This window comes from Paenibacillus sp. FSL W7-1279 (assembly GCF_037969845.1).
GTDB lineage: Bacteria > Bacillota > Bacilli > Paenibacillales > Paenibacillaceae > Paenibacillus_AQ.
This window is the reverse complement of record NZ_CP150215.1, coordinates 7,019,606-7,044,753: the sequence shown is the minus strand read 5'-3', so window position 1 is coordinate 7,044,753 and position 25,148 is coordinate 7,019,606. Positions and strand designations below refer to the sequence as shown.

Below are 25,148 nucleotides of genomic sequence, written 5' to 3'. Positions count from 1 at the left end.
ATGACACCATAAGCGAACAAGCGGGATCATTTATTTTCCCGCCTGTTCGCTTTTTTATTGTATTTTACATAATAAGCATGGCTGGAATGCAATTTCTTGTTATCCGATTCCGGATTCCCTCATATTTCATGTGAAATCAGGGGAAATTGATAAGGCAGCTTCTCTATACTTAAGAAAGCAAGTCCAAGGATAGATGTTTTTACCAGCGTTAAAGGTTATAATGGAACCAGACAACGACCGGGAGGGATATACCGTGAGTGATCTTTTTAAGAAAGCCATCTCGTTAGGATTGGGCCTTACCGTGGTCAGCAAGGAAAAAGTAGAGAAAATCGTGGATGATCTGGTCAAACGCGGGGAGCTTGCTCCTGCGGAGTCCAAAGCGCTTGTGAACCGTCTCGTCGAACGCGGCGAAGAGGAGCAGTCGCAGATCAAGAACTATATTTATGAACAGGTGCAGCGTGTATTGTCCGATCTGGATGTTCCCAAAGAGAGTGATGTCGCCAGCCTGGAACAGCGCATTGCTACTCTGGAGAAGAAGGTTGTAGAACTGGAAGGATCGCGGCAGGAATAGATGGCGGTCCGAATTCGACATGCCGGACGTTACCGGGAAATCGCCATGGCGCTCATGCGTCATGGCTTTGGCTATATGGTGGAGGAGATGGGACTGTTTCATGTTCTGTCGCTGCCTGTCCGCTGGAGTTCCAGGGAACAGCCGGAGACGATTACGCTCGGGGAACGCATCCGGCGAGTGCTTGAGGATCTTGGCCCCGCCTTTGTGAAGCTCGGACAGTTGGCGAGTACAAGATCGGACCTGCTGCCTGACCATATTATCCAGGAATTGGTGAAGCTGCAGGAACGGGTGCCTCCATTTTCTTCTACGAGCGCAAGGGAGCTGATAGAGCAAGAGTGGGGTATGCCGATCGATGAAGTGTTGAGTGAGTTTGAAGACAAACCGCTGGCTGCCGCCTCGATTGGGCAGGTCCATGCCGGGAAGCTGAAATCCGGAGAGCATGTAGCGATCAAGGTTCAGCGGCCCGGGGTAGCCCGGATGATCGGTCGTGACTTGGAAATATTGCGGGATTTAATCTCGATTGCCGAGCGCCACTGGGAATGGGTGAAGCAGTACCGTGTGGACCGGATCGTTGACGAATTTGCCAGAGCGATGATGGCCGAGCTGGATTACAGCCATGAAGCCCGAAACGCAGAGAAGATAGCCTCCCAGATGCCGGATCATGAATTTATCCGCATTCCGCGGATTTATTGGGAGTACACGTCATCTAAAGTTCTGATGATGGAGTATGTCGATGGCCTCACCTTAAGCCGGAGGCAGGAGATCGTGGACAAGGGACATGATCTGAAGGCGATCGCTGAACATTTGATCGATGGCATGCTGCAGCAGATTTTTATTGAGGGATTTTTTCATGCCGACCCTCATCCGGGGAATTTACTTGTCAGAGAGGACGGCAAGCTGGTCTTTCTGGATTTTGGGCTGGTGGGTCACCTCAGCGAAGATATGAAGGACCATCTGTCCGGACTCATTATTGCCTTGATGCGGCGGAATTCGGAAGGGATGATCCGGGCGATTTCCAGAATGGGTTTGATTCCGGACGACTGCGACATGGATGCACTCCGGTCAGACATGGACCGGCTGCGGGGAGAGTATTATGATGTGCCTTTCGCTCAAGTGCGTATCGGTAAGGCATTGACGGATCTGTTTGCCGTTGCCCAGCGGCACCGGATTATGCTGCCACCGGATATGACGCTGCTTGGCAAATCATTGCTGACGCTCGAAGGGGTCATCGAGATGCTGGACCCTAGTCTGAGTATTATCGATATGGCGGAGCCTTTTGGCCGAAAGCTGTTGAAGAAGCGGTATAATACCCGCCGGATCAGCAGGAAGGTGCTGGACGGGGTAAGCGGACTTGCCGAGAGCCTGCTTGATCTGCCCGGACAGGCCAGGCAGCTGTCGGCCCTGATCAGCAAGGGGAAACTGCGGGTGGAGATCAGTGTTCCCGAACTGCAAACCCTGATGCGCAAGCTGGATCAGATCAGTAACCGGCTCTCCTTCAGCATTGTGCTTCTGGCTTTCAGCATCATCATGGTGGGTCTGATTATCGGTTCGTCGCTCAGTCGAGAGCCGATGATGCTGTGGAGTTTCCCCGTGATTGAAGTCGGGTTCATTGTGGCCTTGCTCATGGTTGCATGGCTGTTATATGCCATTTTCAAATCCGGCAGGTTCTAGGCAGATTCGGCTCTTGCCCGCTTGCGCTGCTGCACCCAAGTCTGGACTCCGATGAGGATCCATTCTATGAGGTGAAAGAATAGGGCAATGAGAAGCGCTTGCAGCCAGCCGCCGACAGGAATGCCGGGCACGATCAGAGAGGCTATGTACAGCAGAACCGTGTCGGTCACAACGGTAACCGCCTGTTTGATATAGATGGAGCTATCCTTGCGAAGCAGCAGTCTTAGCAGGGTGATCACCAAAGGATGAAGGATGCCTTCGAAGATCAGGAACCCGATCAGGATGGTGAGCGAGAAGCCGAGCCATACGCCCTGACCGCCGTAAGCCAGGATTTCACCTGATCCGGATGGATCTGATACGGGGAACCACCGGGCATATAACATCGCAAAGAGTTCTAACGGTATAATAATAAAGGCCGACAACAGCGGGATAAGCCACAGCTTCTTTCGTAAGGGTACGGTAGGCTCCCCGTCGCGTCTTGAAATATAATTCATCATCAGATTGATAAGGCCGAACAGAATCATCAGGATGAGTACTGACAGAATGATCTGCATGGTATGCATGTCGGGGACACCTCCTTAGCTGGTGTAAACTGGATTTCTATATCATAGACATTACCAAAGTCAGGGTCTTTTGTCAGTTGAAAAGAAATACAACGACAACGCTCGTTCTTCTTAGAACGAATTCGATCGACATTTTGTCGGACTTATATGTAAGTATGTTTGTTTGCTAAATCCAATCGATTTGACGCAACAGATGCTAAATAATTTAAATGAGGTGGAACGTTTGCCGAACTTTCAACAGCTGGGCATTGACGAACAAAGAGTACGGAAACTGAAGGAGCAGGGGATTGCGGTGCCGACTCCGGTACAGCAAGAGAGTATCCCGCTGCTGCTGCAAGGAAAGGACGTTATCGCCCGGGCAAAGACCGGCACAGGTAAAACGCTGGCTTTCATGCTGCCGATTCTGCAGCAACTCGATCCTAAGCGGGCGTACCCGCAGGCGCTCATTATTGCGCCGACACGGGAATTGGCATTGCAGATTACGGAAGAAGCCAAGAAGCTGACGGCCGGCGAGCCGGACGGGATCAAAATTCTGGCGGTCTATGGCGGTCAGGACGTGGAGAAACAGCTGCGCAAGCTCGAAGGCGGCCGACATTTGATCATCGGAACACCGGGCCGGTTGCTGGACCATTTACGCCGGGGCACGCTTGAGCTGGGCGGCGTGAAACAGCTGGTACTGGACGAAGCCGACCAGATGCTGCACATGGGCTTTCTGGATGAGGTGGAGGCACTGATGCACGCGCTTCCGTATCGGCGCCAGACGATGCTCTTCTCGGCCACGATGCCTGCCGGCGTGAAGCAGCTTGCCGGCAACTATATGAAAGACCCCGTCGATATTGTCATTAAGGGGGCTTCCCCGATTCCGCTGGAGCAGATCCAGCAGGTTGTGGTCGAGTGTACAGACCGTTCCAAGCAGGATGCCCTGCGTGCGATGATTGAGGAGCATAACCCTTTTCTCGCGATTATCTTCTGCCGGACAAAGCGCAGAGCAACAACATTGAATGAGGCGCTGCTGGCACATGGGTATCAATCGGACGAGCTGCACGGCGACCTGTCCCAAGCGAAGCGGGAAGCGGTCATGAAGCGATTCCGGGAAGCCAAGCTGCAGCTGCTGGTGGCAACGGACGTTGCTGCGAGAGGGCTTGACGTCGAGGGCGTGACGCATGTCTTTAACTACGATATGCCTCATGATGTTGAAAGTTACATCCATCGTATCGGACGGACCGGACGGGCCGGTGGGAACGGGATGGCTATCACGTTTGCTGCCGGTAAGGATCTTAACGATCTACAGCGCATCGAGGAAGGAATTTCCCTGCGCTTGAAGCGAGTCCGCTATGATTCCAGTGCTGGAGGCCTTCGGGAAAGCACCGGCGGCTCAGGCAGGGATACGGGCAGAGCGGGAAAAGCTAGAAATATCTCTTCACTTGAATCCGATCAAGAACGCGGCCAAGGCAGAAGCCGGGCGGATCGCGGTACGGGTTCCGGGCGGAGCCGCGGAAGCGAGCAGAGCAGAGGAAGGGCCGGATCGTCACGCAGAGATGAACGTGGATCCGGACGGGCAGGAAGCCGTGACGGCCGTGCAGGCGAGGGACGCGGACAATCTGCGGCTGGAGGCCGCAGCAGCGGTAGTCGTGACGGTGGGCGTGCAGGCGAAGGCCGCGGACCATTATCGGCTGGAGGTCGCAGCAGTGGCAGTCGTGACGGCGGAAATGCAGGCGAAGGCCGTGGATCACAGGCCGGAACACGCGGCGGCAGCAGCCGTGGACCGTCCAGAACCGAGGGGCGTGGAAATCAAGGCGGTCGCGGCGGACAGGGCGGTACCCGATCCTCTGAAGGCCGCGCTGCAAGAGGCCAGAGTGGTGGCCGGCGCGGTGGACGCAGCCGCTAGAAGGTCCAGAGAATTTTAGGAAGCATCTGTTTCAATCCGGAAGATCCCGTTTAAGTAGAGAGCGTTACCCAGTCAATGACAAGGAGGCGTTACCATGTCTGAACATAATCATGTAGTGAACAAGCAAGGTGAGCTGGATGTGAGTAAGGTCAGTGACGCAATGGACCGGATTGATTATGGGGAGAAGGAGAGAATCCTGGCCGATTTTGATGCCTTCCAATCCTATTTGAACAAGCGAATTCAGCTTGCCGAGAGCATTGGGTTGAATGAAGAGCAGCTGGCGCGGGCAGCAGAAAAGGTGGCTGGTTATCTGGCTGCAAACGAGGAGCCCCGTAATTCCGAAGAGAAGCTTCTTCAGGAGTTATGGAAGGTCGGAACCCAAGCGGAGCAGCATCAGCTGGCTCATCTGCTTGTGAAGCTGGCTCAGAAACGAACGGCTCAATAAGGCAAAGCGTGAGATGGAAATCCTTCCCGGCTGACTTGCCGTGGAAGGATTTTTGGGTTCAAGAGTAGTAATTAACATACTTATAAGGATGTAGGGATGTAGGGGTGGATATTAACTTCAATACATAATATGCATGCAAGCTAGACGTGCTGATTCGCCTCCGCCTTCGGTATCATATCGAGGTGCGGTGCAACGATATGGTATCTAAGTCCAACGATATGGTATCTAGGGCAACGTTATGGTATCTAGGTGCAATGATGTGGTATTGGGTGCGACGTATCTAGGTAGGTGCAATGAAATGGTATCTGGGGCAATGTTATGGTATCTAGGTGCAAACGATATGGTAGGTATCTAGATGCAACGATATGGTAGGTACCTAGGTGCTACGATATGGTATCTAAGTGCAATGATATGGTATCTAGGTGCAATGATATGGTATCCAGGTGAAACGATGTGGTATCTTGGTGCAATGAAATGGTACTCAGGTGCAACGAAATCGCTATGACGATGACCAGAACCCCACTGAACGCCGAGGCTAACGGACATCAGATACGTTATTTCCCTGTAATGAGGTCCATTTATCGTTATAGCGGACACCAGAGCCGTTATTTGGCCTGAAAACAGCCAAAATATCGTCTTTCCAGATGAATAACGGATCTCCTGTCCGTTCGATTCGCTTAAAACCCCATTTTTTGCGAAATAAGGTCTCCTGAGTCCGTTAGGTTAGACTGCGAGTAAACGCGGGAAGCTGATCCATCGCCCGGCAAGACTTACAATTACAGCTCTTTTGTCGAGCTGCCGGACGCACGCTCAACCGTTGGCCTAACATACTATTTGGTACATCCTGCGAACTGCTCCATCTTGATCTCCAATGTCCTCGTTACATGTGAGCCATAGAAACAAATGAAAGAATAGTAGGAGGGAGTTGCCTGAATGTCTCTGGTGATTCATGAGCAGAGAAAGCCCAAAATGCAGCCTTTTTATTGGGTGATTACATTTGAAATGCACGTGCTGGGAATACTGCTTGGCCTGGCGCTGACACTGGGTCCCTTGATGCTGCTGTACCTCTGGGCCAATGTCTGGACCTGGATGAGTCTGGTTGCCATACCCGCCGGTATCTTCATGATGATTCGTCTGTCCAGAAGCCTGAAAGGGCATATCTGGAACAATACGCATCTGGACGAGTATTTGTTATACGAAGATGTTATTGAATATGAGAGATGGGACCCGGAAACGAAAGACTCCCTGAAGGGCAGCCTTAGGATCGGTGACATCAAGGAAATATACTATGGGCGATACATCTTTCAATTCAGTTATGCTTATAAGAAGAGCAAAATGACCGAATCCGTGCCTATGGCGGAGTTAATGCCGATTATATATTTGGTCGCGGGAGAAGGGCAGACGGAACGGGCCGTGGCCATTCCTTTCACGGATCCGATGGAGGCCAACCGGTGGCTGGAGGTTATCGGCAGAAGGGACATTCCTTTATATCTGACTTCTATCATCATTCATGATCTTGGGGATGAAACGATTGCGTCTTTGCTTCGCGAGGACGAGGATTTAGAGCGTGCCGAATTTGATGGCAATATGGAGCGGCAATTCCGGCCTTACCTGGACCGTCTGGTACAGGAAAATGAGGAGAAAGACCGGGAATTGACGGAAGAGGAGCTTAATCAGCTGGAATACGAGATGAAACTCCTCGAATACGAAGAGGCGCTGCAAAAGCGAAGATCGGCTTTCCGTGGAACCGGTTTGCTGGCTTGGCTGATTTTTCCGGTTCAGTTCGCTATCGGTTATTGGCTGACGCGCCAGGCAGAGCTGGGTAACGCGGACCCGGAACAGCCGTTAGTTCCCATTTTACTTGTTGCAATCTCCGCGATCCTGTTCTTCTTCCTGGTGAAATGGATGTGCTGGCTACAGATCATCATGTTCTCGTTGATTACCTTTATATCGTTTATGTTTTTGGATTTCTCCGAGATCGAAACGGATCCCTCGTACCAAATGTCCAGCATACTCCTTGCTATAGCGATGCTGTCACTGCCTGTGGTCGGTCTCTTCTATTTGGGCATACGGCATGTGCGTAAAGGTCGGGATGCGAAGAATCTGCCGCCGATGCCGGGGGCGTATCAGCCTCTTCCTGAAAACGATAAGCCGGGGATCCAGCCCGGAGACCATCTGTCAACTTAATACGAAAACGAGAAAACGCACCTTTCACATTTGGGGGTGCGTTTCGTATCGGTATCTGTAGGTTTCCATAGGCTGGCTGGTAAAGGCGGTGTCGAGCTTCTTCTTCTCGCCGGGGGCGAGGGTCACGTTCTTGTACATCTCGGTAAAGACTTCATCATCGTTCTTATCGTACACGTAAAGGGTGATGTGACCATGAAATGTTTGGCTATCATGGTAGTTGCCGGCATAGATCTCAATGTCCGCATCATCCTCGTTTTTATAGGCGCCAGCATGGACCACGATGTAGTCTTCAAAGCTTTGGAGCTCGGAACCCGCCTTCTTGTCCTCAAAATTCTGATCCAAATCGGTCAGCATCGTTTCTTCTTTGTAAAGCGATTCCTGGGTGATAAGACCAATGGGGATCGTCAGTATAAAATAGAAGGCCAGCGTCGATAACCCTGTGCTGCGAAGCACGGTCTTTCGGTCATACCCCCCTTTGATTAAGCCGATGAAGGCAATCAGTGCCAGCACAATCACAATGAGATGCCATGGGGATATAAACATTTCGGGATACAGTTTCATTTCTTTTCCTCACTTACAATTGTTGAAATACGGAATATTGCAATATGTCTCCAAACCTTAAATCATTACCCTGCTAACTTGCTGATTAAACAGCTGTTATTAGCCTATGCAAATTTTGATTGAAGAGGTTATACATACATTCATCATAATGGATTTCCGGGCTGTGGGGTAGAGGCGTTGGACTAAAATTTGGTTTAAGGCGATTTATTCGATATGATGGAAGGAGATTGGCTAGGCTGTAGAGCTTGGAAGCATGCCATCCATTCAAAACAAGCCGGGAGGGATTCGAAGATGTCAGTTTACGAATATCATGCAACAAATACCAAGGGTCAGGAAGTCTCGCTCGATCAGTATGCGGGCAAGGTTCTGATTATTGCAAATACGGCAAGTCAGTGCGGACTTACGCCGCAATATGGAGAGCTTCAGCAGCTGTATGACCAATATAGCCAGCAAGGACTGCAGGTTCTTGGTTTCCCGTGCAATCAGTTTGGCGGACAGGAGCCGGGTACAAGTGAAGAGGCCGAATCATTCTGTCAATTGAATTATGGCGTGAATTTCCCAATCTTTGCGAAGATTGACGTGAACGGGGAAGAAACGCATCCGTTATTTCAATATTTGAAATCCGAGCAGCCAGGACCGAACGAAGGCGGAGAGATCGCTTGGAATTTCACAAAGTTTCTGGTAGACCGCGAGGGCAAGGTGGTTCAGCGATTCGAACCGCGAGATACGCCGGAATCGATGAAGGGCGCCATTGAATCTCTGCTTGGCTAGTGGCAGAAAGTAACGATTACATCAACAGGGCTGTTTTCTTCGGGGATATTCCGCTGGGGAGAACAGTCTTTTTTTATTTTCATGGCACATTCCGTTAGAACAGTCCAAGCAAGATCCTCCAAGGCAGAACGTATAGGATAGGGGGAACGCGCTTGAATTTCATGAGGCTGGACCCTTATAGCTTACCCTGATACGGAACCTGTATTCTTGATCTAATCTTGAGTATTGGCGATGAGAACATCATGTTCTTTAGGTCAACCTCTTTTATCATTCCAATTATGTGAAAATATGAACAATGTGTGAATAACGCAATTACCTATTGAACTGTGAAATTAATCACATTATAATAAAAGCATGAAGTGAAAACATTCACAAATAATATTACCAGTCATCACATTCATGCTCAACAAGCGTTACCAAGCATGAATCCAGGCAAAAGTGCTCATCTTAATCAAATATACAGCTTCATACTTGGAGGAGGAAAAACCATGAAAGTAGCAGTTATCGGTTGTACCCATGCAGGAACGTCCGCCATCGTGAATACCGCCAAACTTTACCCGGAAGCACAGATCACCGTTTATGAACGCAATGATAACATCTCATTCCTGTCCTGCGGCATCGCGCTTTACGTCGGAGGCGTTGTAAAAGACCCTGACGGTCTGTTCTACTCTTCACCTCAAAAGCTCGACGAGCTGGGCGTTGAAACCAAGATGAAGCATGAGATCATTTCGGTGGATACGGATAAGAAAAGCTTGAAAGTTCGGAACCTGGTTACAGAAGAAATTTTTGATGATGCCTATGACAAACTGATTATCACAACCGGATCATGGCCAATCGTACCGAAGCTTGAAGGCATCGATCTGAATAATATTCTGCTCTGCAAAAACTATAATCATTCCAATGCGATCATTGAAAAAGCGCAGGAAGCGAAACACATTACGGTTGTCGGCGCCGGTTACATCGGCGTAGAACTGGTCGAAGCCTTCCAACAGAACGGCAAGCAGGTTACCCTGATTGATAGTGCCGACCGCATTCTGAACAAATATCTGGATCCTGAATTTAGCGGCAAGATCGAGGAATCCTTCCGTGAAAAAGGGATTGAGATGGCTCTGGGCCAGACCGTGACTTCTTTCCAAGGCAAGGATGGCAAGGTGAACAAGGTCATCACCGACAAAGGTGAGATCGACACGGATCTCGTGATCCTCTGCATCGGCTTCCGTCCGAATACGGAGCTGGTGAAGGGGCAGGTGGAAATGCTGAAAAATGGCGCCATCGTTGTGGATCAATATATGCAAAGCAGCAAGCAGGATGTATATGCAGCAGGCGATTGCTGCTCCGTGCACTATAACCCGACCGGTAAAATGATGTACATTCCACTGGCTACGAACGCAGTCCGGATGGGTACGCTCGTTGCACGCAATCTTGTGTCGCCAACAACCCCATATATGGGAACGCAAGGTACGTCGGGATTGAAAATATACGAACACAACATTGCGTCGACGGGATTAACCGAAGGAGCCGCCAAGGACGAAGGCTTGAAGGTGGAGACGGTCACCATTACGGATCATTACCGTCCGGAATTCATGCCTACCTTCGAAGAGGTTACGCTGAAGGTGGTATATGAGCAAGACAGCCGCCGGATGCTTGGTGCACAGGTTATTTCCAAAGTGGATATGACGCAATCCATTAACACGCTGTCGGTATGCATACAGAATCGAATGACGATTGATCAATTGGCCTTCATCGACTTCTTCTTCCAGCCGCATTACAATAAACCGTGGAATTTCCTTAACACGGCTGGACTGCAGGCATTGCCGGCGGTCGAAACAAAAACACCGGTGCATTCGTAAGTAATCGATTCACCAAGAAGACTCCCTGATTTGGGGGTCTTTTTCTTGTTTTTGAAGGATTATGGATTTTGACAGCGAATTGGAAAATATCCGGACATGTAGATTTCGACTTTCAGGAGGTAGGATAAAGTATGAATAAAAAAGTAATGCTGGCCACAGCTGCATTGTTCTCCATGCTGCTGACGGCGGCTTGTTCCAATGATCAGGCTGATCCGCCTGCAGAGACTCCGCCGGCTGTTGTGGACAGTGGGGGGACAGATCAGACGGGGACGTCTGAAGAACAGCCGACTGCAGAACCCCAAGGTGAGGACCAACCGGCCGACAACGCAGAGGTGAAGCCGATCGGCGAACCTGCCGCAGTGGGCGATACGGTGGATTATCACGGCACGGTCATTACGCTAAACGGCGTACGTGAATCCGAGGGTGATGAATATTTGAAGCCCCAGCCCGGCCATACGTTTAAGGTGGTTGACATTACCGTGAAGAACAATGGCCAGGAGCCGCTGGTCATCTCTTCCGCGCTGTCTTTTTCCCTGACGGATTCGAGCGATCTTAACTATACGGTTCCCATTACGGATGACGTGAAAATGCTGGACGGCACCGTTGCCCCAGGCGGCGAGCTGACAGGTGAAATACCGTACGAAGTGAAGCAGGGGGTTAAGGGACTGCAGCTGAGTTATGGCGATCCGATGAAAGAAGGAAGAGCCATTTGGGCAGTGGAATAAAAAAAATAATATTGGTTTCGGATGTACGAATGATGAGAGGATTTTGCTTAGGCAAGGTCCTTTTTTCTATGTGATTGTGAAGATGCTGCTTTACATGCGGGAATGTTTTCAGTATGATTAAACCGTACAGTCGGTTTTATTGCTGTGAATGGTGTTCATCATCTTCACAGATTCATTTTTATTAAGAGAACCAGGTTTTGGTACGTGAATTCCGCACTATTATTTCCAAGCAAGGAGTGCTTACATCGATGTCTTCAGAAAAAGCGCAGCGAAAGCGCGACATGATTCTGGATAAAGCGAAGGAACTGTTCATCCAGCGCGGGTATGCGGCAACATCCATGGATGAACTGGTCAAGTATACGGGTGCCAGTAAGGGAAGCATCTACTATCACTTTGAGAGCAAGGAAGATTTGTTCGTCAAGCTGCTGGCGAAGCAGAATCAGGAATGGATGGAAGCCTGGAACGATCAAAAAGCCCGTTACGCCAGCTTCGAGGAGAAGCTGTACGGCATTGCCGATCATATGGTCGACGACTTCCAGAATCCGCTGACCAAGATTGCGGAGGAATTCTTTATCAATCAGCCGGAGAATAAGACGATTGTGGGCGAGATGCTGGCCATCCTGCAAGGTCCGCGCACGCTCTACCGCGAGATTTTCGCAGAAGGAGTAAGCGAAGGGCGAATACCGGCAGAGGAAGTAGAGGAAATATCCATCATATTCGCATCGCTGCTTGATGGGATGTCGGTGTGGTACTTTGAACGGACCCAGGAGGAATCAAGGCAGCTGTATCGCAAGGGAGTCACTTACTTTTTAAACGGTGTGTTATCGAGCCGAGGATCGTAGTGAACCGGAGGATTAATCGGAAACGCTTCCTCTCGATTTGCAAGCGGGGCGGGCGTTTCCGCATAAATATATTTAAACCGAATAGTCGGTTTAAACTGGGGGGGATAAAACATGAGGCATTTGTTTGGCAACCGCGCGTTCGTGCTGCTGATGGTTTCGGATTTCATGCAAAATATCGGGATCTGGATCCGCAACATGGCATTGTTGTTCTTCATTATGGAGAAGAGCAACCATGATCCGGTCGCCGTATCGCTGCTTACCGTAATTGAATACGCGCCGATCTTTGTGATCTCCATGATTGGCGGCGTGCTGGCGGACCGTTGGCGTCCCAAGCGAACGATGATCTGGGGGGACATTCTCAGCTTTTTATCCATATTGCTTATCCTGTTCGTTGTGTATGCGGGATATTGGCAGGCCGTTTTTGCGGTGACCCTGATCTCGGCTGTTGTATCTCAATTCTCGCAGCCTTCGTCCATGAAGCTCATCAAGCGCTGCTTGCCGGATGAGCATGTGCCCGCGGCCACAGCTTTGTCCCAGACCTCGATGTCGCTGTTTATCATTTTGGGACCGATGGTCGGTACGACGATTTATCAAGCTTTTGGATTGCAGGCGTCTTTAATCAGCTTGTTGGTTCTATTCGGCGCTTCGGCGATCGTGCTAATGTGTCTTCCTTCCAGTGTGGATGAACCCTCTAACAATTCGGAATCGACCGGTTCTTTTATGAAGGACATGAAGGCGGGCTTCACTTATATCGGGTCCAGCCGGCTGTTGAAGGTGCTGCTGGTGGTCTATGTTTTATTGGCGCTCGGCAGCGGACTTGTTCAGCCGCTTGATATCTTTGTTATCACGGAGCGTTTACAACTGGCAATGTCCAGCGTTCAGTGGTTCACCGCGCTAGAGGGCCTAGGCATGTTAATTGGCGGCGTGCTGGCTGCTGTCATTGCGGGGAGAGTGAAAGGCAACTACTTGTTGTTCGCCGGGCTTGCCTTCCTTGGCCTCTCGACCTTTGTCGAGGTGCTGTCCCAGTGGCCGATCCTGACCGGCACGATGCGCTTCGCAACCGGGGTGCTGATGGCGATGGCGCAGACGGTTCTGATGGCCGTGATGATGCAGCAGGTGGAAGAGAAATTCATCGGTCGGCTGAATGGCGTGATGACGCCGATGTTTACCGGCATGCTGCTCATCGGCTCCGGGTTTACGGGATGGTATATGTCGGTAACCTCCATTGTGGTCGTGTATTTTACGGCAGGCGCGCTCTTCCTGCTGTCGTCCTTGATTAGCATGAAGCTTCCGATCTCGAACGTTCCGGCTCAGGAAAAGGAAACGCCTGTTAGAGTAGAGACTGCCGCCGAGGCATAGGATAGTGGTTAGAACTTGTTGCTGGTAATTTGGCATAGGCTGCTGGTTTAGAACGTGTTGCTTGTAAACTGGCATAAGTTAGCTGGTTTAGAACAAGAGGGCTGGTAAAAGCACCAACCAAGCGGTGTCGGGATTATCTCCGGGCACCGCATTTTTTTATATGTACCGCTGGCTCAGATCGAGCGAATGATCGATCTCAAACGTGATCAAGGGCAGCCAGGACACAAGGATGTCCGATCCTGACGTACTGGGTCGTGATATAATTCACGTTCTTGCTTTGGCTGCTGCGGTACAATATGGGTAACTGTAACTGTAACTGTAACTGTAACTGTAACTGTAACTGTAACTGTAACTGTAACTGTAACTGTAACCGTAACTGTAACAGAAACATCAGAAGCTGCATTCGAGAGATTTTCAGGACGGAATGCGGGAGAAATGGGGGAACGGCCATGGCCTATTACAAACCGGATCGCATTGCGGAGATCACCGTGGAGAACGGGGTGAAAAAAGCACATAACTCCGTCATGAACGTAATGATATTAGGATTTTTGGCGGGGGCTTTTATCGCGCTCGGCTTTTTGCTGGATATTCGCGTGATTGCCGGGGCGTCTGAGGCTTGGGGAGGCATTGCCGGTTTTATAGGCGCGGCGATATTCCCTGTCGGACTGATTCTTGTATTGCTCGCAGGCGGAGAGCTGCTGACGGGCAACATGATGGCCGTGTCCCTGGCCAGATTCAAGAAGCGGATTTCCACGAAGGAGATGATACGGAATTTAGCTCTCGTCACGGTAAGCAATATGGCGGGGGCGTTGTTCGTCGCTTACTTCTTCGGTCATGTGACCGGTCTGACAGGCAGCGGAGTTTATCTGGAGAAGCTGGTGGATATGGCGGGACACAAGCTGGACGACAGCTTCCTGCAGGCTTTCTTGTCGGGCATCGGCTGCAACTGGCTCGTAGCGCTCGCCGTGTGGCTGTCCTACGGATCGGACCAGATGAGTGGCAAAATTTTCGGGATCTGGTTTCCGACGATGGCGTTTGTAGCCATCGGCTTTCAGCACGTGGTGGCCAACATGTTCCTCATTCCGGCCGCGATATTTGAAGGGTATTACAGCTGGGGTGAGTATTTCATAAATTTCATTCCGGTATGGCTTGGCAATTTCGTCGGAGGCGCGCTGTTTGTGGGAGCTGCCTACGGGACCGTATATTTGAAGAAGAATGATAAGGTTGAGGTCATTCCACGCGGCGAACAAGAAGCTGCGCTGCCTTCCGCTCCGGCTACCGGCACTGCTCAACAGGTTCATTCTGCGTAGAAATATTATACTGAAGCCTGGTAAATAAAGGCGAGAAAATAGCTGCGATCGACCGCTCCCTAAGGGATAGGGTCGGATGATCGCAGCTTTTTTGTCGTTGTTGGCGGAGCGGACTCTTTGCATAAGTCGCAAAAGGAACAAGCCCGCTATTTATAAATGGTAAGGCACAGTCGTAAAAATCACTTCTCTCCGATACAGCAAGTGTGCACGGATGAGCAAGCTGGATTGATTGTGCAGGAAGTTATGCCAGCCCTTCTTGGGGATGAACTGCGGGATGACCACGGTAACCTGGTAGTCGGATTCGTTTGCCTTCCGCTGTACGGTATCGATAATGCCATACAAACAAATTCGCCATGCCGGTCTCGGGGGAGGAGACATGGGCATGGCGAATTTTTGGGAGTGGTCCATGATTTGGCAAGGAAGAGAAAGGGTCTGGGTTCCTCTTCGTTGCTCTTGATAGGAATATACCCGGAAGGAAGTAGAGTGAATCACCGATGCAGAAAAAAATGTAAGACTTTACTGGAGCCCTGATTTTCTTTTAAGATAAAGGGATATGATTCAGCGTGTACAAGGGGGAATAGACGAAATGACTCAAGCGATGATTCATCAGGAAAACGGCGTGTTTCCGGCGGTCTGTCCGTTGGATTGTCCCGATACTTGCGGCCTGCTACTGCATAAAGAGAACGGAAAAATCGTGAAGGTTACCGGTAATCCGGATCATCCGATTACGCAGGGAGCCATCTGCAATAAAGTCCGTAATATGGCACATCGGGTGTATCATCCGGAGCGCGTGCTATATCCGCTGCGGAGGGTAGGGCCCAAAGGTCAGGGAGATTTCGAGCGAATCAGCTGGGATGAAGCGGTTCAGGAGATTGCCGAACGCTACGAGAAGCTGATCGAGGAGCATGGCTCTGAGAGCATTCTGCCTTACAGCTTCTACGGCAACATGGGGATATTAAGTGTAGACGGCATGGATCGGAGATTCTTCAACAGGCTGGGCGCCAGCCGGCTGAAGCAGTCGATCTGTAATTCGGCAGGCAATGAGGGCTGGAAATCCGTTATGGGGTTTAATGGAGGCACCGTCCCGGAGGATACCGTTCATGCCGATGTCATCATCGTCTGGGGCGGCAACATCGTCAGCACCAATATGCATCAGGTGGTGTTGGCAGAGAAAGCGCGCAAGGCCGGTGCCAAGGTCGTTGTCATCGACGTGCATAAGAACCAGACGGGGCAATGGGCCGATTGGTTCATTCCGCTGTTTCCGGGCACGGATGCGGCACTGGCCGTCGGCCTCATGCACATCTTGTTCCGTGACGGCATGGTGAACGAGGAATTCCTGCGGCAGTATACGATCGGTCATGAAGCCTTGCGTGAGCATGTGAAAGACTATACACCGGAGCATGTATCCTCCATTACCGGAATTCCAGTTGAGGATATCGAGAAGCTGGCCGAGCTGTACGGCCGGGCAGATACTTCCTACATTCATATCGGTAACGGTCTTCAGCATCATGACAATGGGGGCTTGACGGTGCGCAGCATCGCGGCGCTTCCGGCCTTGACCGGACAATGGCTGAAGCGGGGCGGAGGGGCCGCCAAGTCGAACGGCGGTTACAACAGCATGGACAGCGATGCGCTCGAACGTCCCGATCTCCGTCCGAATCCGGATGCGCGGACGATTAACATGAACCGGATCGGCGAGGCGCTTGCCATGACCGAACAGCCGATTAAGTCGGTCTTTGTCTATTGCAGCAATCCGCTGGTTGTCGCTCCCGACTCCGAGCGGGTAAGGGAAGGGTTTGCACGGGAGGATCTGTTTACGGTTGTGCATGACCTGTTTATGACGGATACGGCCAAGTATGCGGATATCGTGCTCCCGGCAACCTCCTCGTTCGAGAATACCGACCTGTTCGCTTCCTACTGGCATCAGTACATCCAGCTGCAGGAGCCGGTCATCCCGGCGCTTGGGGAGAGCAAGAGCAATGTAGAGCTGTTCTCCATGCTGGGGCGGGCTATGGGGTTCACTGACCCGGCCTTTCATGAGACGGAAGAGGAGATGATGGCAAGAGCGCTCGACTTCCCGGGTAACCCTTATCTGAACGGCGTCACGCTGGACAAGCTAAAGGATCACCGCTATGTGAAGCTTGATATGACGCCGCTTGAAACATATCTGGATCGTTTGCCGACGCCTTCGGGCCGGATCGAGCTTTACTCCGCACAGTTGGAGGAAGTAGGTCTTCCGCCTCTTCCGACCTACGTGCCGCTGAAGGAAGGTTATGACGGCGTAAGGCGCGGCCGCGGGCACAAATACCCGCTCATGTTCATTTCGCCGCCGAACCACAACTTCCTGAATTCGACCTTTGCGAATGTGGAGAAGCATCAGAAGCTGGAGAAGGAGCCTGCCCTGCAGATCCATCCGGAGGATGCAGAGGAACGCGGTATAGAGGACGGAGACATGGTTACGGTATACAACGACCGCGGAACCTATGAAGTTCGGGCCAAGGTAACGGATAAAATGCTGCCGGGCACCGTTGTCAGCCAAGGCCTGTGGTGGGAAGGCGAGGGCCGTAAGCAGCGCGCCAATGCCCTTACACCCGACAGGCTGTCGGATATGGGTGAAGGGGCTACCTTCTTCTCAACGGTGGTCGAGGTCAGGACTAAAATAACCGGTGCATAAAGATGAATACATTGACTGTCTTGTTGGTCTATATGACCTCAAGGCAGTCTTTTTTTGGGATAAGAAAGTATAAACATCCGAGGCTTAGCATCCCCTTATCTCGCAAGAGAAACTTCCGTTAAATGCGTCTGTCTACTGAGTAAGTACGTCGATAGACGTTTTTTTGTTGGCTGGAAAGGGTGAAACATTCCGGTAGAAGTATAAAAAATCGGGGTTTTATTATATAGATTCAAAATATTTCCATAGGTAGAATGATACTAAGTCAATTGCAAGCGGTTTCGAAAATGGTAAACATTCAGAGACCCGGCGTGCTTTTACATCATTTCGTAACGGGAGGATAAATATGCCGCAAGCTACTGCAGAACAGCAACCATCACCCATTGCCCGGCAGCCAAAAGTCCATAGTAAAAGTTTTCTTAGGCGATTCATGAAGCAATGGGATGTTCAGCTCATGGTGATACCCGGCGTCATTCTAGTTTTCATTTTTGCCTATCTGCCTATGTACGGCGTAATAACCGGATTTATGGATTATAACCTGTTCACCGGCTCAAGAATTTGGGATAACCCGTGGGTTGGTTTTAAACATTTTGAAGCTTTTTTTGCCGCCCCCGAGTTTGAAAGAATTTTGCGCAACACGATTGTGATCAGTCTATTGAAATTCTTTATCGGATTTCCAGCACCGATCGTACTGGCACTTTTATTGAATGAAGTTCGCCATATGTTATTCAAAAGAGTCATCCAGACGATTACATACCTGCCCCATTTCCTATCATGGGTTATTGTGGCAGGATTCACCACCGCCTTGCTATCAACGGAGAACGGAAGCATCAACATTCTGCTGGAGAGCATAGGGGCCATTGATGAACCGATCAATTTCCTTTCGTTAAAGGAGTATTTTTGGTCGATCCTGATTTCGGCCAACGTATGGAAGGAGATCGGATTTAACTCGATTGTATTCCTGGCTGCGATTGCGAGTATTGATCCTGCTCTCTATGAGGCTGCCGACATCGACGGTGCAAGCAAGTCCAAGCAAATCTACCTGATTACGCTTCCTTCGATTATGCCGGTCATCATTATCTTTATGATTCTTGCGATCGGCAACTTGCTCAATGCAGGCTTTGAGGACATCCTGCTCCTGGCATCCAATCCGGTGCTGCGGCCGGTATCCGATGTTATTGATACGTATGTCTATCGAGTAGGCCTAGGGTCACACCGTTATTCTTATGCGGTTGCTATCGGATTGTTCAAGGCGATTATCAGTGTTGTACTGCTTACGATCGCGAACTGTCTGGCTCGAAGATCTGGTAATAGCTTATGGTAACAATCAGCAGCCCTCAGGAGGTACGGCATGTTAAAAAGAATTAGCTTTGGTGATAAGGTCATGCTTATCGTGATATACGTGTTCCTCAGTCTATTAGCCTTCTCGGCGCTCTATCCTTTCTGGAATGCGGTGGCTGTTTCCTTCAACGTAGGTGTCGATACCGCAAAGGGCGGAGTCACCTTCTGGCCAAGAGAATTCACAACCGAAAATTATAAAATCATACTCCAGGACGACCGACTGCTTAACGGGTTCTTCATATCCATAAGTCGTACCATAATCGGCACCGCAACCTCCATATTCATGACAGCGCTCCTCGCATTCGGGATGACCCGAACTTATCTGATCGGACGAAAATATTACACATTGTTCTTTATATTCACCCTCTACTTTGGTGGAGGATTGATTCCAACGTATCTCCTTATCCGTTCACTCGGTCTGATGGACAGCTTTCTGGTATTTATTATTCCATCCTTAATCAGCGTGTGGAACATGATCATTTTTCGGACCTTCTTTCGAGGTCTTCCCGTAGGGCTGGAAGAGTCAGCCCATATTGACGGCTGCAGCAATTGGGGCACATTCTTTCGGATTATTCTCCCATTGTCCGGACCGGTTATCGCTACGCTGGCTCTGTTGACTGCCGTTGGACACTGGAACGACTGGTTCCTGCCGAGTATCTACATCACCAGTGATTATTTACTCCCCATTCAGACGATTCTGCGGCAGACCTTGAATGCCAATATTGTATCGGGTTCAAGCTCCGTGCTCGATAGCGCTTCGGTTGCCCTACTGGATCAAGCAAGGCAAATCACTTCAAAATCGCTCACAATGGCGATGATGATCGTGGTGACCTTACCGATCATTCTTGTCTATCCTTTTGTGCAAAAGTATTTTGTCAAAGGCGTACTGGTAGGCTCGCTGAAGGAGTAGTTGACGAACGGTTTAAGGCGAACAGCTTTGAACATATATATTTTTGTTAATGAGAGGGGTTAAGTGAATGAGAAAGACGAAAAAGCCGTTGCTCGTATTGGTCTCGTTGCTATTGATAATGGTTACGGCTCTAGCGGGATGCGGAAAATCGGCAGCTCCAGCTCCAGCACCACCGGCAGCAAACAATGATGGCGAGAAGAAAACCGATCCGCCAGCAGAGGGGAATCGTGACGGCAAATGGGTCCTTGGTGAGAAGCCGCTGGAGTTTTCAGCATATTCTCACTATGAGAACTCGGACTTCCCTAAATGGGAGAGCACGCCTGTCGGTAAATATTTAAGTGAAGAAAAACAAGTGAAAATCAACATGATTGCGGCTGCTGGAGCACATACGCAAAAGCTGAGTGCGATGATGGCTTCAGACGACCTGCCGGATATGATCTGGACAGACAAGAACCATCCAGACTTGGAGAGACTCCGCAAAGAAGGAAAACTGGTAGCCTATGATGATTATTTGGATAAGTATCCCAACCTGAAGACATGGATGGGCGATCTGAACATGTTACGTTCAGATGATGGCAAACTGTATATGTTCCCTAACTGGTATTCATCCAATCCTTACGGTAACGCCGGTTACGTAGTTAACAAGAAAATCTATAAAGAGCTGGGCGAGCCTCCGCTCGAAACAACGGACGATCTATATGATTATCTGGTGAAAGTTAAAGATAAGTACGGCAGCAGCATCATTCCGTTCGAGCCGCACCGTGCACAGGAAAGACAGGGACTTGGCGTGTTATACACGGCCTTCGGAGAGGGAGCAAGTTACACGAATCTGAATGCTAGCTTGCTTGCGGTTCCAAAAGACGGAAAACTGACGTCAGTACTTACAGATCCGGTATTCCGAGAGGCTCAGAAATATATTGCTAAACTGTACAGAGAGAAGCTCATCTCTCAAGATGCCTTTAACCAAACGGAAGATCAGATTTTGGAGAAAGTCATGACAGGCAGAGTGGCAGTATTTGCAGGAGCAAGTCCCACAACGATGGCAGGCGAAGCGCACCCTGAATTGATCAAACAAGATCCGGATGGCGGGTATTTCATGATTTGGCCTATTCATAAGCCGGGTCTGGATAAGAATAAGATTTATCCAGGCACCTACACAAGCTTTGGATGGAATGCTGCCTATATTACAACGGCTGCTGAGGACCCTGAAGCGATATTCGCATTCCTCGACTGGTACACAGGTCCGGAAGGGATGAACGTCCAATTCTTCGGTCCGGAAGGAAAGAACTGGGACGGATTCGATGAAGATGGTAAGCCGAATTTCACCGAGAATTATGATCCGGCAGAAGTAGCAGAAATTCAATCTAAGAATGAGCCTGTTATGTTCGTAGGTAATACGAGTTATATTGACCCTGCCAAATATAAATACATGGAGAATCTCCCCTTCGAAGAGCAGGACTGGAGAACACGTTACCAACAAACGATTACTTGGCCAACTCAATTGAACGTTACAGAATTTGTTAACCTCAATCCGGCTCCAGATTCGGATGAAGGCATTATCAAAGCATCTGTCGATGAACTTTTCCTCGAAATCTATGCTAAGTCCGTCATGGCGAAGAACGACGAAGAGGTTGATAAAATTCTCGATCAAGGAAACAAGGATTTGATGGATTTGGGCTATGGTCAGCTTCTGGAATGGCGGACGATCAAATGGCAGGAGAATTTAGCTAAATTGAACGGAAAATAATAACACAGTAATGTTAGGGGGGACTTCCCAAAGAATCCATAAGGTTCTTTGGGATATCTCTGTTTTGCGAACATAATTGTCTGGAGGGGGTTCTATGTACAAGGTGCTGCTTGTGGATGATGAAGAACTAGATCTCGAAGGCATGAGAAGATTCATTCCTTGGTCCGATCTGCATATGGAGTTAGTGGGGAGTGTCAATAATGCATTGTCGGCATGTGAAATTATCAAGAGCGAAGATGTTGATATTTTAGTCAGTGACGTCAATATGCCTTATATGTCTGGACTCGAGCTGGCACGGATTGCGCTTGAACATAAACCTAACATGCGAGTCATATTCGTCAGCGGATATCAGGAATTCAGCTATGTACAGCAAGCACTCTTATTGAAGGCTTACAGTTATGTTCTCAAGCCGATGAACGATAGGGAGCTTGTTGCTTCCTTAATCAAGGTAAAGCGGGATCTAGATGAAGAAAACAAGCAGCGCGAGGTGGAGATGGCTTATCAGGAGATGATCCCCATTGTCAAAAGCGATTTTCTTATACGTCTGCTTGAGCGGGAAGAATCAGAAGAATTACTGACAAAGATGAGTATCTCTTATGAATTCGACCAGTTGAAATGGCCGGTTCGCGTCGCAGTCATGGAGCTCGATAATGTTTCATGGCGTCAGGCGGGGAGCCTTTCCTCACAGAGGGAATTGGCGAGAATATTCCTGCAACGTATTCAAGAGGCGATTACGGATAGTGGGAGCGGCATGCTTCCTTACTGTAAGCTGTCTTCGCAACGAGTAGCGATACTGCTGGAGGACAGTAACGCTACTCCAACGATAAGCACACTGATGGATAGCGTTCAGCAGCATTTGATGACATCCATGACAACGGGCATTGGTGAACCCGTACGCACATTGGATCAACTTCACCTGTCGTATAGGCAGGCTGTTGAAGCGGTGGAAGGCAAGATGTTTCTGGGCAAGGGAAGTATTATCAAGTACGAAGACGTCAGTGCCGAGCCGGGAATGCTGGATGCAAGGATGCTTGATGAACGCATGAACGTCCTCTTAAAGGCAATGGAGGAATACGAGCTGGTTCAAATCTGTGATGAACTGGAAAAATTATTCGGCTCTATAAGGAGTCTGCGCTCCCGTTTTACCGTGCATAATATGTCGAATTATATTATATGGAAGCTCGAACAATATTTAAGCAGTCGCAATGAAGACTTGTTTGACCTGTTAGGCATGGATATTCATCATCTGGATATCTTGATGCAGTTCGAAACCGTCAGCGATATTCGTTCATGGTTCATCCAGCGTATATTCGAAATTTCCGAAAGATTATATGAGAAATCCAATTCCAAGGATAGTAAATTCATCCGCAGTGTCATCCAAACGATGAAAGAACGAATGAGTGAGAATATAACGATAAAGGATATTGCCCAGCATTTTTCTTTTTCGCCGAGTCATATCGGATTTTTGATTAAAGAGCGGTCAGGAAATACGTTTAATGAACTGCTTGTACAACTGCGCATGGAAAAAGCGTGTGAATTGCTAAAACAGCCTGGCCTTAAAGTTTATGAAGTCGCCGATCAGGTAGGATACCGCTATCTTCCTTATTTCAGCCGGCAGTTCAAAGAAAAATTCGCCATGACACCCATGGAATATCGAAAGAGAGAATTGGGATGAACAATCACTGGATTTCATCATCCGGAACAGACGGCAAGAAGCTGGGGTATATACCCGTCGGTTATAAGCTCATGCTGACTTTTACGGTCTTTACTTTGCTATTGGTTTCTGTAAACTTTTATATTTCGCATTCGATGTATGATGAGACTATGCGCGAACAGACCCGCGTCAACATCCAGGGGACGCTTCAGCAGATTCGGGATAACGTTGCCTATAAGGTGGATGATATCGTCCAGACATCGGCGACATTGTATGATGATCCTGCATTCATTCAGAGCATCCGCCGGGATTTATCGGGTGCTGAGAATCATGTCCGTATGAACAATGTGATTCTCCCAAAGCTAGAGAGCGCTGCAAAGGCGGTTGGCCTTAATTTAAGGCTATCCGTCTATTTTCATAATCAAACGGTGTACGAGAAGTATAAAAATTGGAATCACGAAATCAACCAAGATTTCAACGAACAAACCTATGATATTTACCATATGACCCGGGTTTCCAATGAGTTTTGGTATTTCACACTGCCGGGAGAGAAATACAATGCAACCATGATCTGGAGGCAGGTGGAAGAGGATGAGCGGGATGGACGGATTTCGATGATTCGACGAATGGTGGATATGAACAATCCGCTGCAAATTAAAGAAGTGGGAATCATGCGGTTCAGTGTGCGCTTGTCGCAGCTGTTCGATAGTGTAGATTACGCGAAACTTGGGGACGGAAGTATGTTATCGGTACTGGATCCCTTTGGGAATGTGGTGTTTACCTCTGGCCCATCTGTTGAAGATAATAACGACACCCTCGTCAAAGTAAATGAACCTACGGGGTTAACAGCACACGATCAGAAGCATTATTTGATCATCGAAGAAGATTTGCCACAGAAGAACTGGAAGATCGTTGCGCAAGTTCCGCTTAATATTATTGAACAGGAAGCGAAGAGAGTACGAACCGTTTTGATAGTCATTTGTATCATCTGCGTAGTGTTATTTACATATACGGGGTATGTTATTTCCCGATCTTTCTCTAAACGAATCCTGAAGATTGTAGGGGTACTCAATGCATTTCGGGAAGGGGATCTGCATAAACGGATCGCTTATCGGGGCAAGGGGGAGTTCCCTCAAATTGCGAATGCCTTGAATGCGATGGGCGAGGATATCGAAGCGTTAATAAAAAAAGTGTATTTAACCCAGCTACAAAAGAAGGAAGCAGAGCTTGAAATGCTGCAAACGCAGATTAATCCTCATTTCTTATACAATACGCTATCCTCCATTAATCAGCTTGCGAAATTCGGGGAAACGGAGAAACTTCAGGATATGGTGGTGCAGCTGGCACAATTTTATCGGCTTACCTTAAATTCAGGCAGAATATTGATACCCATCGCTTTAGAGATTGAGCAGGCCAATGCGTATCTGGATATTCAAAAAGTAAAATATGGTCAGCGCATGGAAGTCACTTTTGATATCGACACGAATATATGGCCTTACGAGACTATAAAACTGATTTTACAGCCCTTCATTGAAAATGTGCTGAAGCATGCTTGGAGTGGAGATCGTATTCATATTCGGGTTTCAGTCCAAAAGGAAGGCGATGATATCCTGTACAGAATCATAGATGATGGCCTGGGTATGAAGCAGGAACGAATCCAAGAGATATTGGATCCCCAGGATCATAATCACACGGGCTGCGGGATTCGAAACATTGACCAGCGGGTGAAGCTGCATTATGGGAGCGAATACGGCGTGTCCATCTTCAGCAAAGTCGGAATCGGGACTTCGGTTCAAATACGCATACCTGCAAGATCCAGAAATTCAAACCCCGATAAGAAGGCGGCGGGGTAGACGGGGACTCTGAACCAAGGGATTCTTCAACAATTGAGGATCCGCTGTTTAGCGTCCTGTTCGCTGTTATGGTAAAGCGTCAATGAATGTGCTTGCTAAAAATGGATCTCTCAAGCGATACTAGGATTTGGGCGATAAGAAGTGACAAGCAATGTTCATTCTTACAGGATTATAGGGACAGCAAAAAGATGGCGTTCGCCTCTTTTTTGAAGAATAATTAGAAAAAGCC

General features: G+C 49.1%; 19 protein-coding genes and 1 pseudogene. 17 read left to right on the top strand and 3 right to left on the bottom strand.

Annotated elements, in window-relative coordinates; translation table 11 throughout:
• Positions 1 to 253: 253 nt before the first annotated feature.
• Both MKY82_RS31930 and MKY82_RS31925 read left to right on the top strand, forming a co-directional pair.
• Complete coding sequence (locus MKY82_RS31930; protein ID WP_071218823.1) at positions 254 to 571, top strand: phasin family protein; 318 nt, start codon at positions 254 to 256, stop codon at positions 569 to 571.
• Positions 572 to 2,242 (top strand): AarF/ABC1/UbiB kinase family protein, encoded by a 1,671-nt coding sequence (locus tag MKY82_RS31925; RefSeq protein WP_220687269.1) that lies wholly within the window; start codon positions 572 to 574, stop codon positions 2,240 to 2,242.
• On the opposite strand, the gene MKY82_RS31920 is transcribed toward MKY82_RS31925, so the two are convergent.
• Complete coding sequence (locus MKY82_RS31920; protein WP_194539981.1) at positions 2,239 to 2,805, bottom strand: hypothetical protein; 567 nt, start codon at positions 2,803 to 2,805, stop codon at positions 2,239 to 2,241. The two genes, MKY82_RS31925 and MKY82_RS31920, sit on opposite strands and share 4 nt — an antisense overlap.
• 193 nt (positions 2,806 to 2,998) lie before the next feature.
• Between MKY82_RS31920 and MKY82_RS31915 the strand changes: the two genes are divergently transcribed.
• The 3 genes from MKY82_RS31915 (at position 2,999) to MKY82_RS31905 (ending at position 7,325) form a co-directional block, all read left to right on the top strand.
• Positions 2,999 to 4,693: a DEAD/DEAH box helicase gene (locus tag MKY82_RS31915; protein WP_194539980.1), complete on the top strand. Its 1,695-nt coding sequence runs from the start codon at positions 2,999 to 3,001 to the stop codon at positions 4,691 to 4,693.
• Positions 4,694 to 4,787: 94 nt separating this feature from the next.
• Positions 4,788 to 5,138: a DUF3243 domain-containing protein gene (locus tag MKY82_RS31910; protein ID WP_339295064.1), complete on the top strand. Its 351-nt coding sequence runs from the start codon at positions 4,788 to 4,790 to the stop codon at positions 5,136 to 5,138.
• Positions 5,139 to 6,071: 933 nt separating this feature from the next.
• On the top strand, positions 6,072 to 7,325 hold the full coding sequence (locus tag MKY82_RS31905) for a hypothetical protein (protein ID WP_339295063.1): 1,254 nt from the start codon (positions 6,072 to 6,074) through the stop codon (positions 7,323 to 7,325).
• 24 nt (positions 7,326 to 7,349) lie between these two features.
• Here the strand turns inward: MKY82_RS31905 and MKY82_RS31900 are convergent, their stop codons facing one another.
• The gene (locus tag MKY82_RS31900; protein WP_220687273.1) at positions 7,350 to 7,886 is read right to left on the bottom strand and encodes a hypothetical protein; all 537 of its coding nucleotides are present in this window, start codon (positions 7,884 to 7,886) and stop codon (positions 7,350 to 7,352) included.
• Between the two features lie 291 nt (positions 7,887 to 8,177).
• Between MKY82_RS31900 and MKY82_RS31895 the strand changes: the two genes are divergently transcribed.
• The 6 genes from MKY82_RS31895 to MKY82_RS31870 all read left to right on the top strand — a co-directional run bounded on the left by MKY82_RS31895 (position 8,178) and on the right by MKY82_RS31870 (position 14,743).
• Positions 8,178 to 8,657: a glutathione peroxidase gene (locus MKY82_RS31895; RefSeq protein ID WP_194539976.1), complete on the top strand. Its 480-nt coding sequence runs from the start codon at positions 8,178 to 8,180 to the stop codon at positions 8,655 to 8,657.
• Between the two features lie 488 nt (positions 8,658 to 9,145).
• Positions 9,146 to 10,507 carry an FAD-dependent oxidoreductase gene (locus tag MKY82_RS31890; protein ID WP_071218829.1) on the top strand — a complete coding sequence of 454 codons (1,362 nt, stop codon included), beginning with the start codon at positions 9,146 to 9,148 and terminating at the stop codon, positions 10,505 to 10,507.
• A 131-nt stretch (positions 10,508 to 10,638) separates the two neighbouring features.
• The gene (locus MKY82_RS31885; protein ID WP_339295062.1) at positions 10,639 to 11,232 is read left to right on the top strand and encodes a DUF4352 domain-containing protein; all 594 of its coding nucleotides are present in this window, start codon (positions 10,639 to 10,641) and stop codon (positions 11,230 to 11,232) included.
• 248 nt (positions 11,233 to 11,480) lie between these two features.
• Positions 11,481 to 12,074: a TetR/AcrR family transcriptional regulator gene (locus MKY82_RS31880; protein ID WP_220687275.1), complete on the top strand. Its 594-nt coding sequence runs from the start codon at positions 11,481 to 11,483 to the stop codon at positions 12,072 to 12,074.
• 111 nt (positions 12,075 to 12,185) lie between these two features.
• On the top strand, positions 12,186 to 13,433 hold the full coding sequence (locus tag MKY82_RS31875; RefSeq protein ID WP_220687276.1) for an MFS transporter: 1,248 nt from the start codon (positions 12,186 to 12,188) through the stop codon (positions 13,431 to 13,433).
• A 449-nt stretch (positions 13,434 to 13,882) separates the two neighbouring features.
• Positions 13,883 to 14,743: a formate/nitrite transporter family protein gene (locus MKY82_RS31870; RefSeq protein ID WP_339295061.1), complete on the top strand. Its 861-nt coding sequence runs from the start codon at positions 13,883 to 13,885 to the stop codon at positions 14,741 to 14,743.
• Between the two features lie 150 nt (positions 14,744 to 14,893).
• Here MKY82_RS31870 and MKY82_RS31865 read toward each other — a convergent pair.
• Positions 14,894 to 15,073 (bottom strand): annotated as a pseudogene (locus tag MKY82_RS31865) (hypothetical protein); the annotation flags it as partial.
• 256 nt (positions 15,074 to 15,329) lie between these two features.
• Between MKY82_RS31865 and MKY82_RS31860 the strand changes: the two are divergent.
• The 6 genes from MKY82_RS31860 (at position 15,330) to MKY82_RS31835 (ending at position 24,919) form a co-directional block, all read left to right on the top strand.
• Complete coding sequence (locus MKY82_RS31860; RefSeq protein WP_339295060.1) at positions 15,330 to 17,417, top strand: molybdopterin oxidoreductase family protein; 2,088 nt, start codon at positions 15,330 to 15,332, stop codon at positions 17,415 to 17,417.
• A 343-nt stretch (positions 17,418 to 17,760) separates the two neighbouring features.
• Complete coding sequence (locus MKY82_RS31855) at positions 17,761 to 18,738, top strand: ABC transporter permease subunit (protein WP_339295059.1); 978 nt, start codon at positions 17,761 to 17,763, stop codon at positions 18,736 to 18,738.
• Between the two features lie 27 nt (positions 18,739 to 18,765).
• Entirely contained in the window at positions 18,766 to 19,665 is a 900-nt protein-coding gene (locus tag MKY82_RS31850; protein WP_339220386.1) for a carbohydrate ABC transporter permease, read from the top strand.
• Positions 19,666 to 19,732: 67 nt separating this feature from the next.
• Positions 19,733 to 21,412 carry an extracellular solute-binding protein gene (locus tag MKY82_RS31845; RefSeq protein ID WP_339220384.1) on the top strand — a complete coding sequence of 560 codons (1,680 nt, stop codon included), beginning with the start codon at positions 19,733 to 19,735 and terminating at the stop codon, positions 21,410 to 21,412.
• Positions 21,413 to 21,506: 94 nt separating this feature from the next.
• Positions 21,507 to 23,087 (top strand): response regulator, encoded by a 1,581-nt coding sequence (locus tag MKY82_RS31840; RefSeq protein ID WP_339295058.1) that lies wholly within the window; start codon positions 21,507 to 21,509, stop codon positions 23,085 to 23,087.
• The gene (locus tag MKY82_RS31835) at positions 23,084 to 24,919 is read left to right on the top strand and encodes a sensor histidine kinase (RefSeq protein WP_339220380.1); all 1,836 of its coding nucleotides are present in this window, start codon (positions 23,084 to 23,086) and stop codon (positions 24,917 to 24,919) included. Before MKY82_RS31840 ends, MKY82_RS31835 begins: the two co-directional genes overlap by 4 nt.
• The last annotated feature ends 229 nt before the right edge of the window (positions 24,920 to 25,148 follow it).

Bases quoted from the DNA above. Each gene is read 5' to 3' on its own strand.
- MKY82_RS31925 (WP_220687269.1), top strand. From the start codon at position 572: ATGGCGGTCCGAATTCGACATGCCGGACGTTACCGGGAAATCGCCATG.
- MKY82_RS31920 (WP_194539981.1), bottom strand. From the start codon at position 2,805: ATGCATACCATGCAGATCATTCTGTCAGTACTCATCCTGATGATTCTG.
- MKY82_RS31915 (WP_194539980.1), top strand. From the start codon at position 2,999: ATGCTAAATAATTTAAATGAGGTGGAACGTTTGCCGAACTTTCAACAG.
- MKY82_RS31910 (WP_339295064.1), top strand. From the start codon at position 4,788: ATGTCTGAACATAATCATGTAGTGAACAAGCAAGGTGAGCTGGATGTG.
- MKY82_RS31905 (WP_339295063.1), top strand. From the start codon at position 6,072: ATGTCTCTGGTGATTCATGAGCAGAGAAAGCCCAAAATGCAGCCTTTT.
- MKY82_RS31900 (WP_220687273.1), bottom strand. From the start codon at position 7,886: ATGAAACTGTATCCCGAAATGTTTATATCCCCATGGCATCTCATTGTG.
- MKY82_RS31895 (WP_194539976.1), top strand. From the start codon at position 8,178: ATGTCAGTTTACGAATATCATGCAACAAATACCAAGGGTCAGGAAGTC.
- MKY82_RS31890 (WP_071218829.1), top strand. From the start codon at position 9,146: ATGAAAGTAGCAGTTATCGGTTGTACCCATGCAGGAACGTCCGCCATC.
- MKY82_RS31885 (WP_339295062.1), top strand. From the start codon at position 10,639: ATGAATAAAAAAGTAATGCTGGCCACAGCTGCATTGTTCTCCATGCTG.
- MKY82_RS31880 (WP_220687275.1), top strand. From the start codon at position 11,481: ATGTCTTCAGAAAAAGCGCAGCGAAAGCGCGACATGATTCTGGATAAA.
- MKY82_RS31875 (WP_220687276.1), top strand. From the start codon at position 12,186: ATGAGGCATTTGTTTGGCAACCGCGCGTTCGTGCTGCTGATGGTTTCG.
- MKY82_RS31870 (WP_339295061.1), top strand. From the start codon at position 13,883: ATGGCCTATTACAAACCGGATCGCATTGCGGAGATCACCGTGGAGAAC.
- MKY82_RS31860 (WP_339295060.1), top strand. From the start codon at position 15,330: ATGACTCAAGCGATGATTCATCAGGAAAACGGCGTGTTTCCGGCGGTC.
- MKY82_RS31855 (WP_339295059.1), top strand. From the start codon at position 17,761: ATGCCGCAAGCTACTGCAGAACAGCAACCATCACCCATTGCCCGGCAG.
- MKY82_RS31850 (WP_339220386.1), top strand. From the start codon at position 18,766: ATGTTAAAAAGAATTAGCTTTGGTGATAAGGTCATGCTTATCGTGATA.
- MKY82_RS31845 (WP_339220384.1), top strand. From the start codon at position 19,733: ATGAGAAAGACGAAAAAGCCGTTGCTCGTATTGGTCTCGTTGCTATTG.
- MKY82_RS31840 (WP_339295058.1), top strand. From the start codon at position 21,507: ATGTACAAGGTGCTGCTTGTGGATGATGAAGAACTAGATCTCGAAGGC.
- MKY82_RS31835 (WP_339220380.1), top strand. From the start codon at position 23,084: ATGAACAATCACTGGATTTCATCATCCGGAACAGACGGCAAGAAGCTG.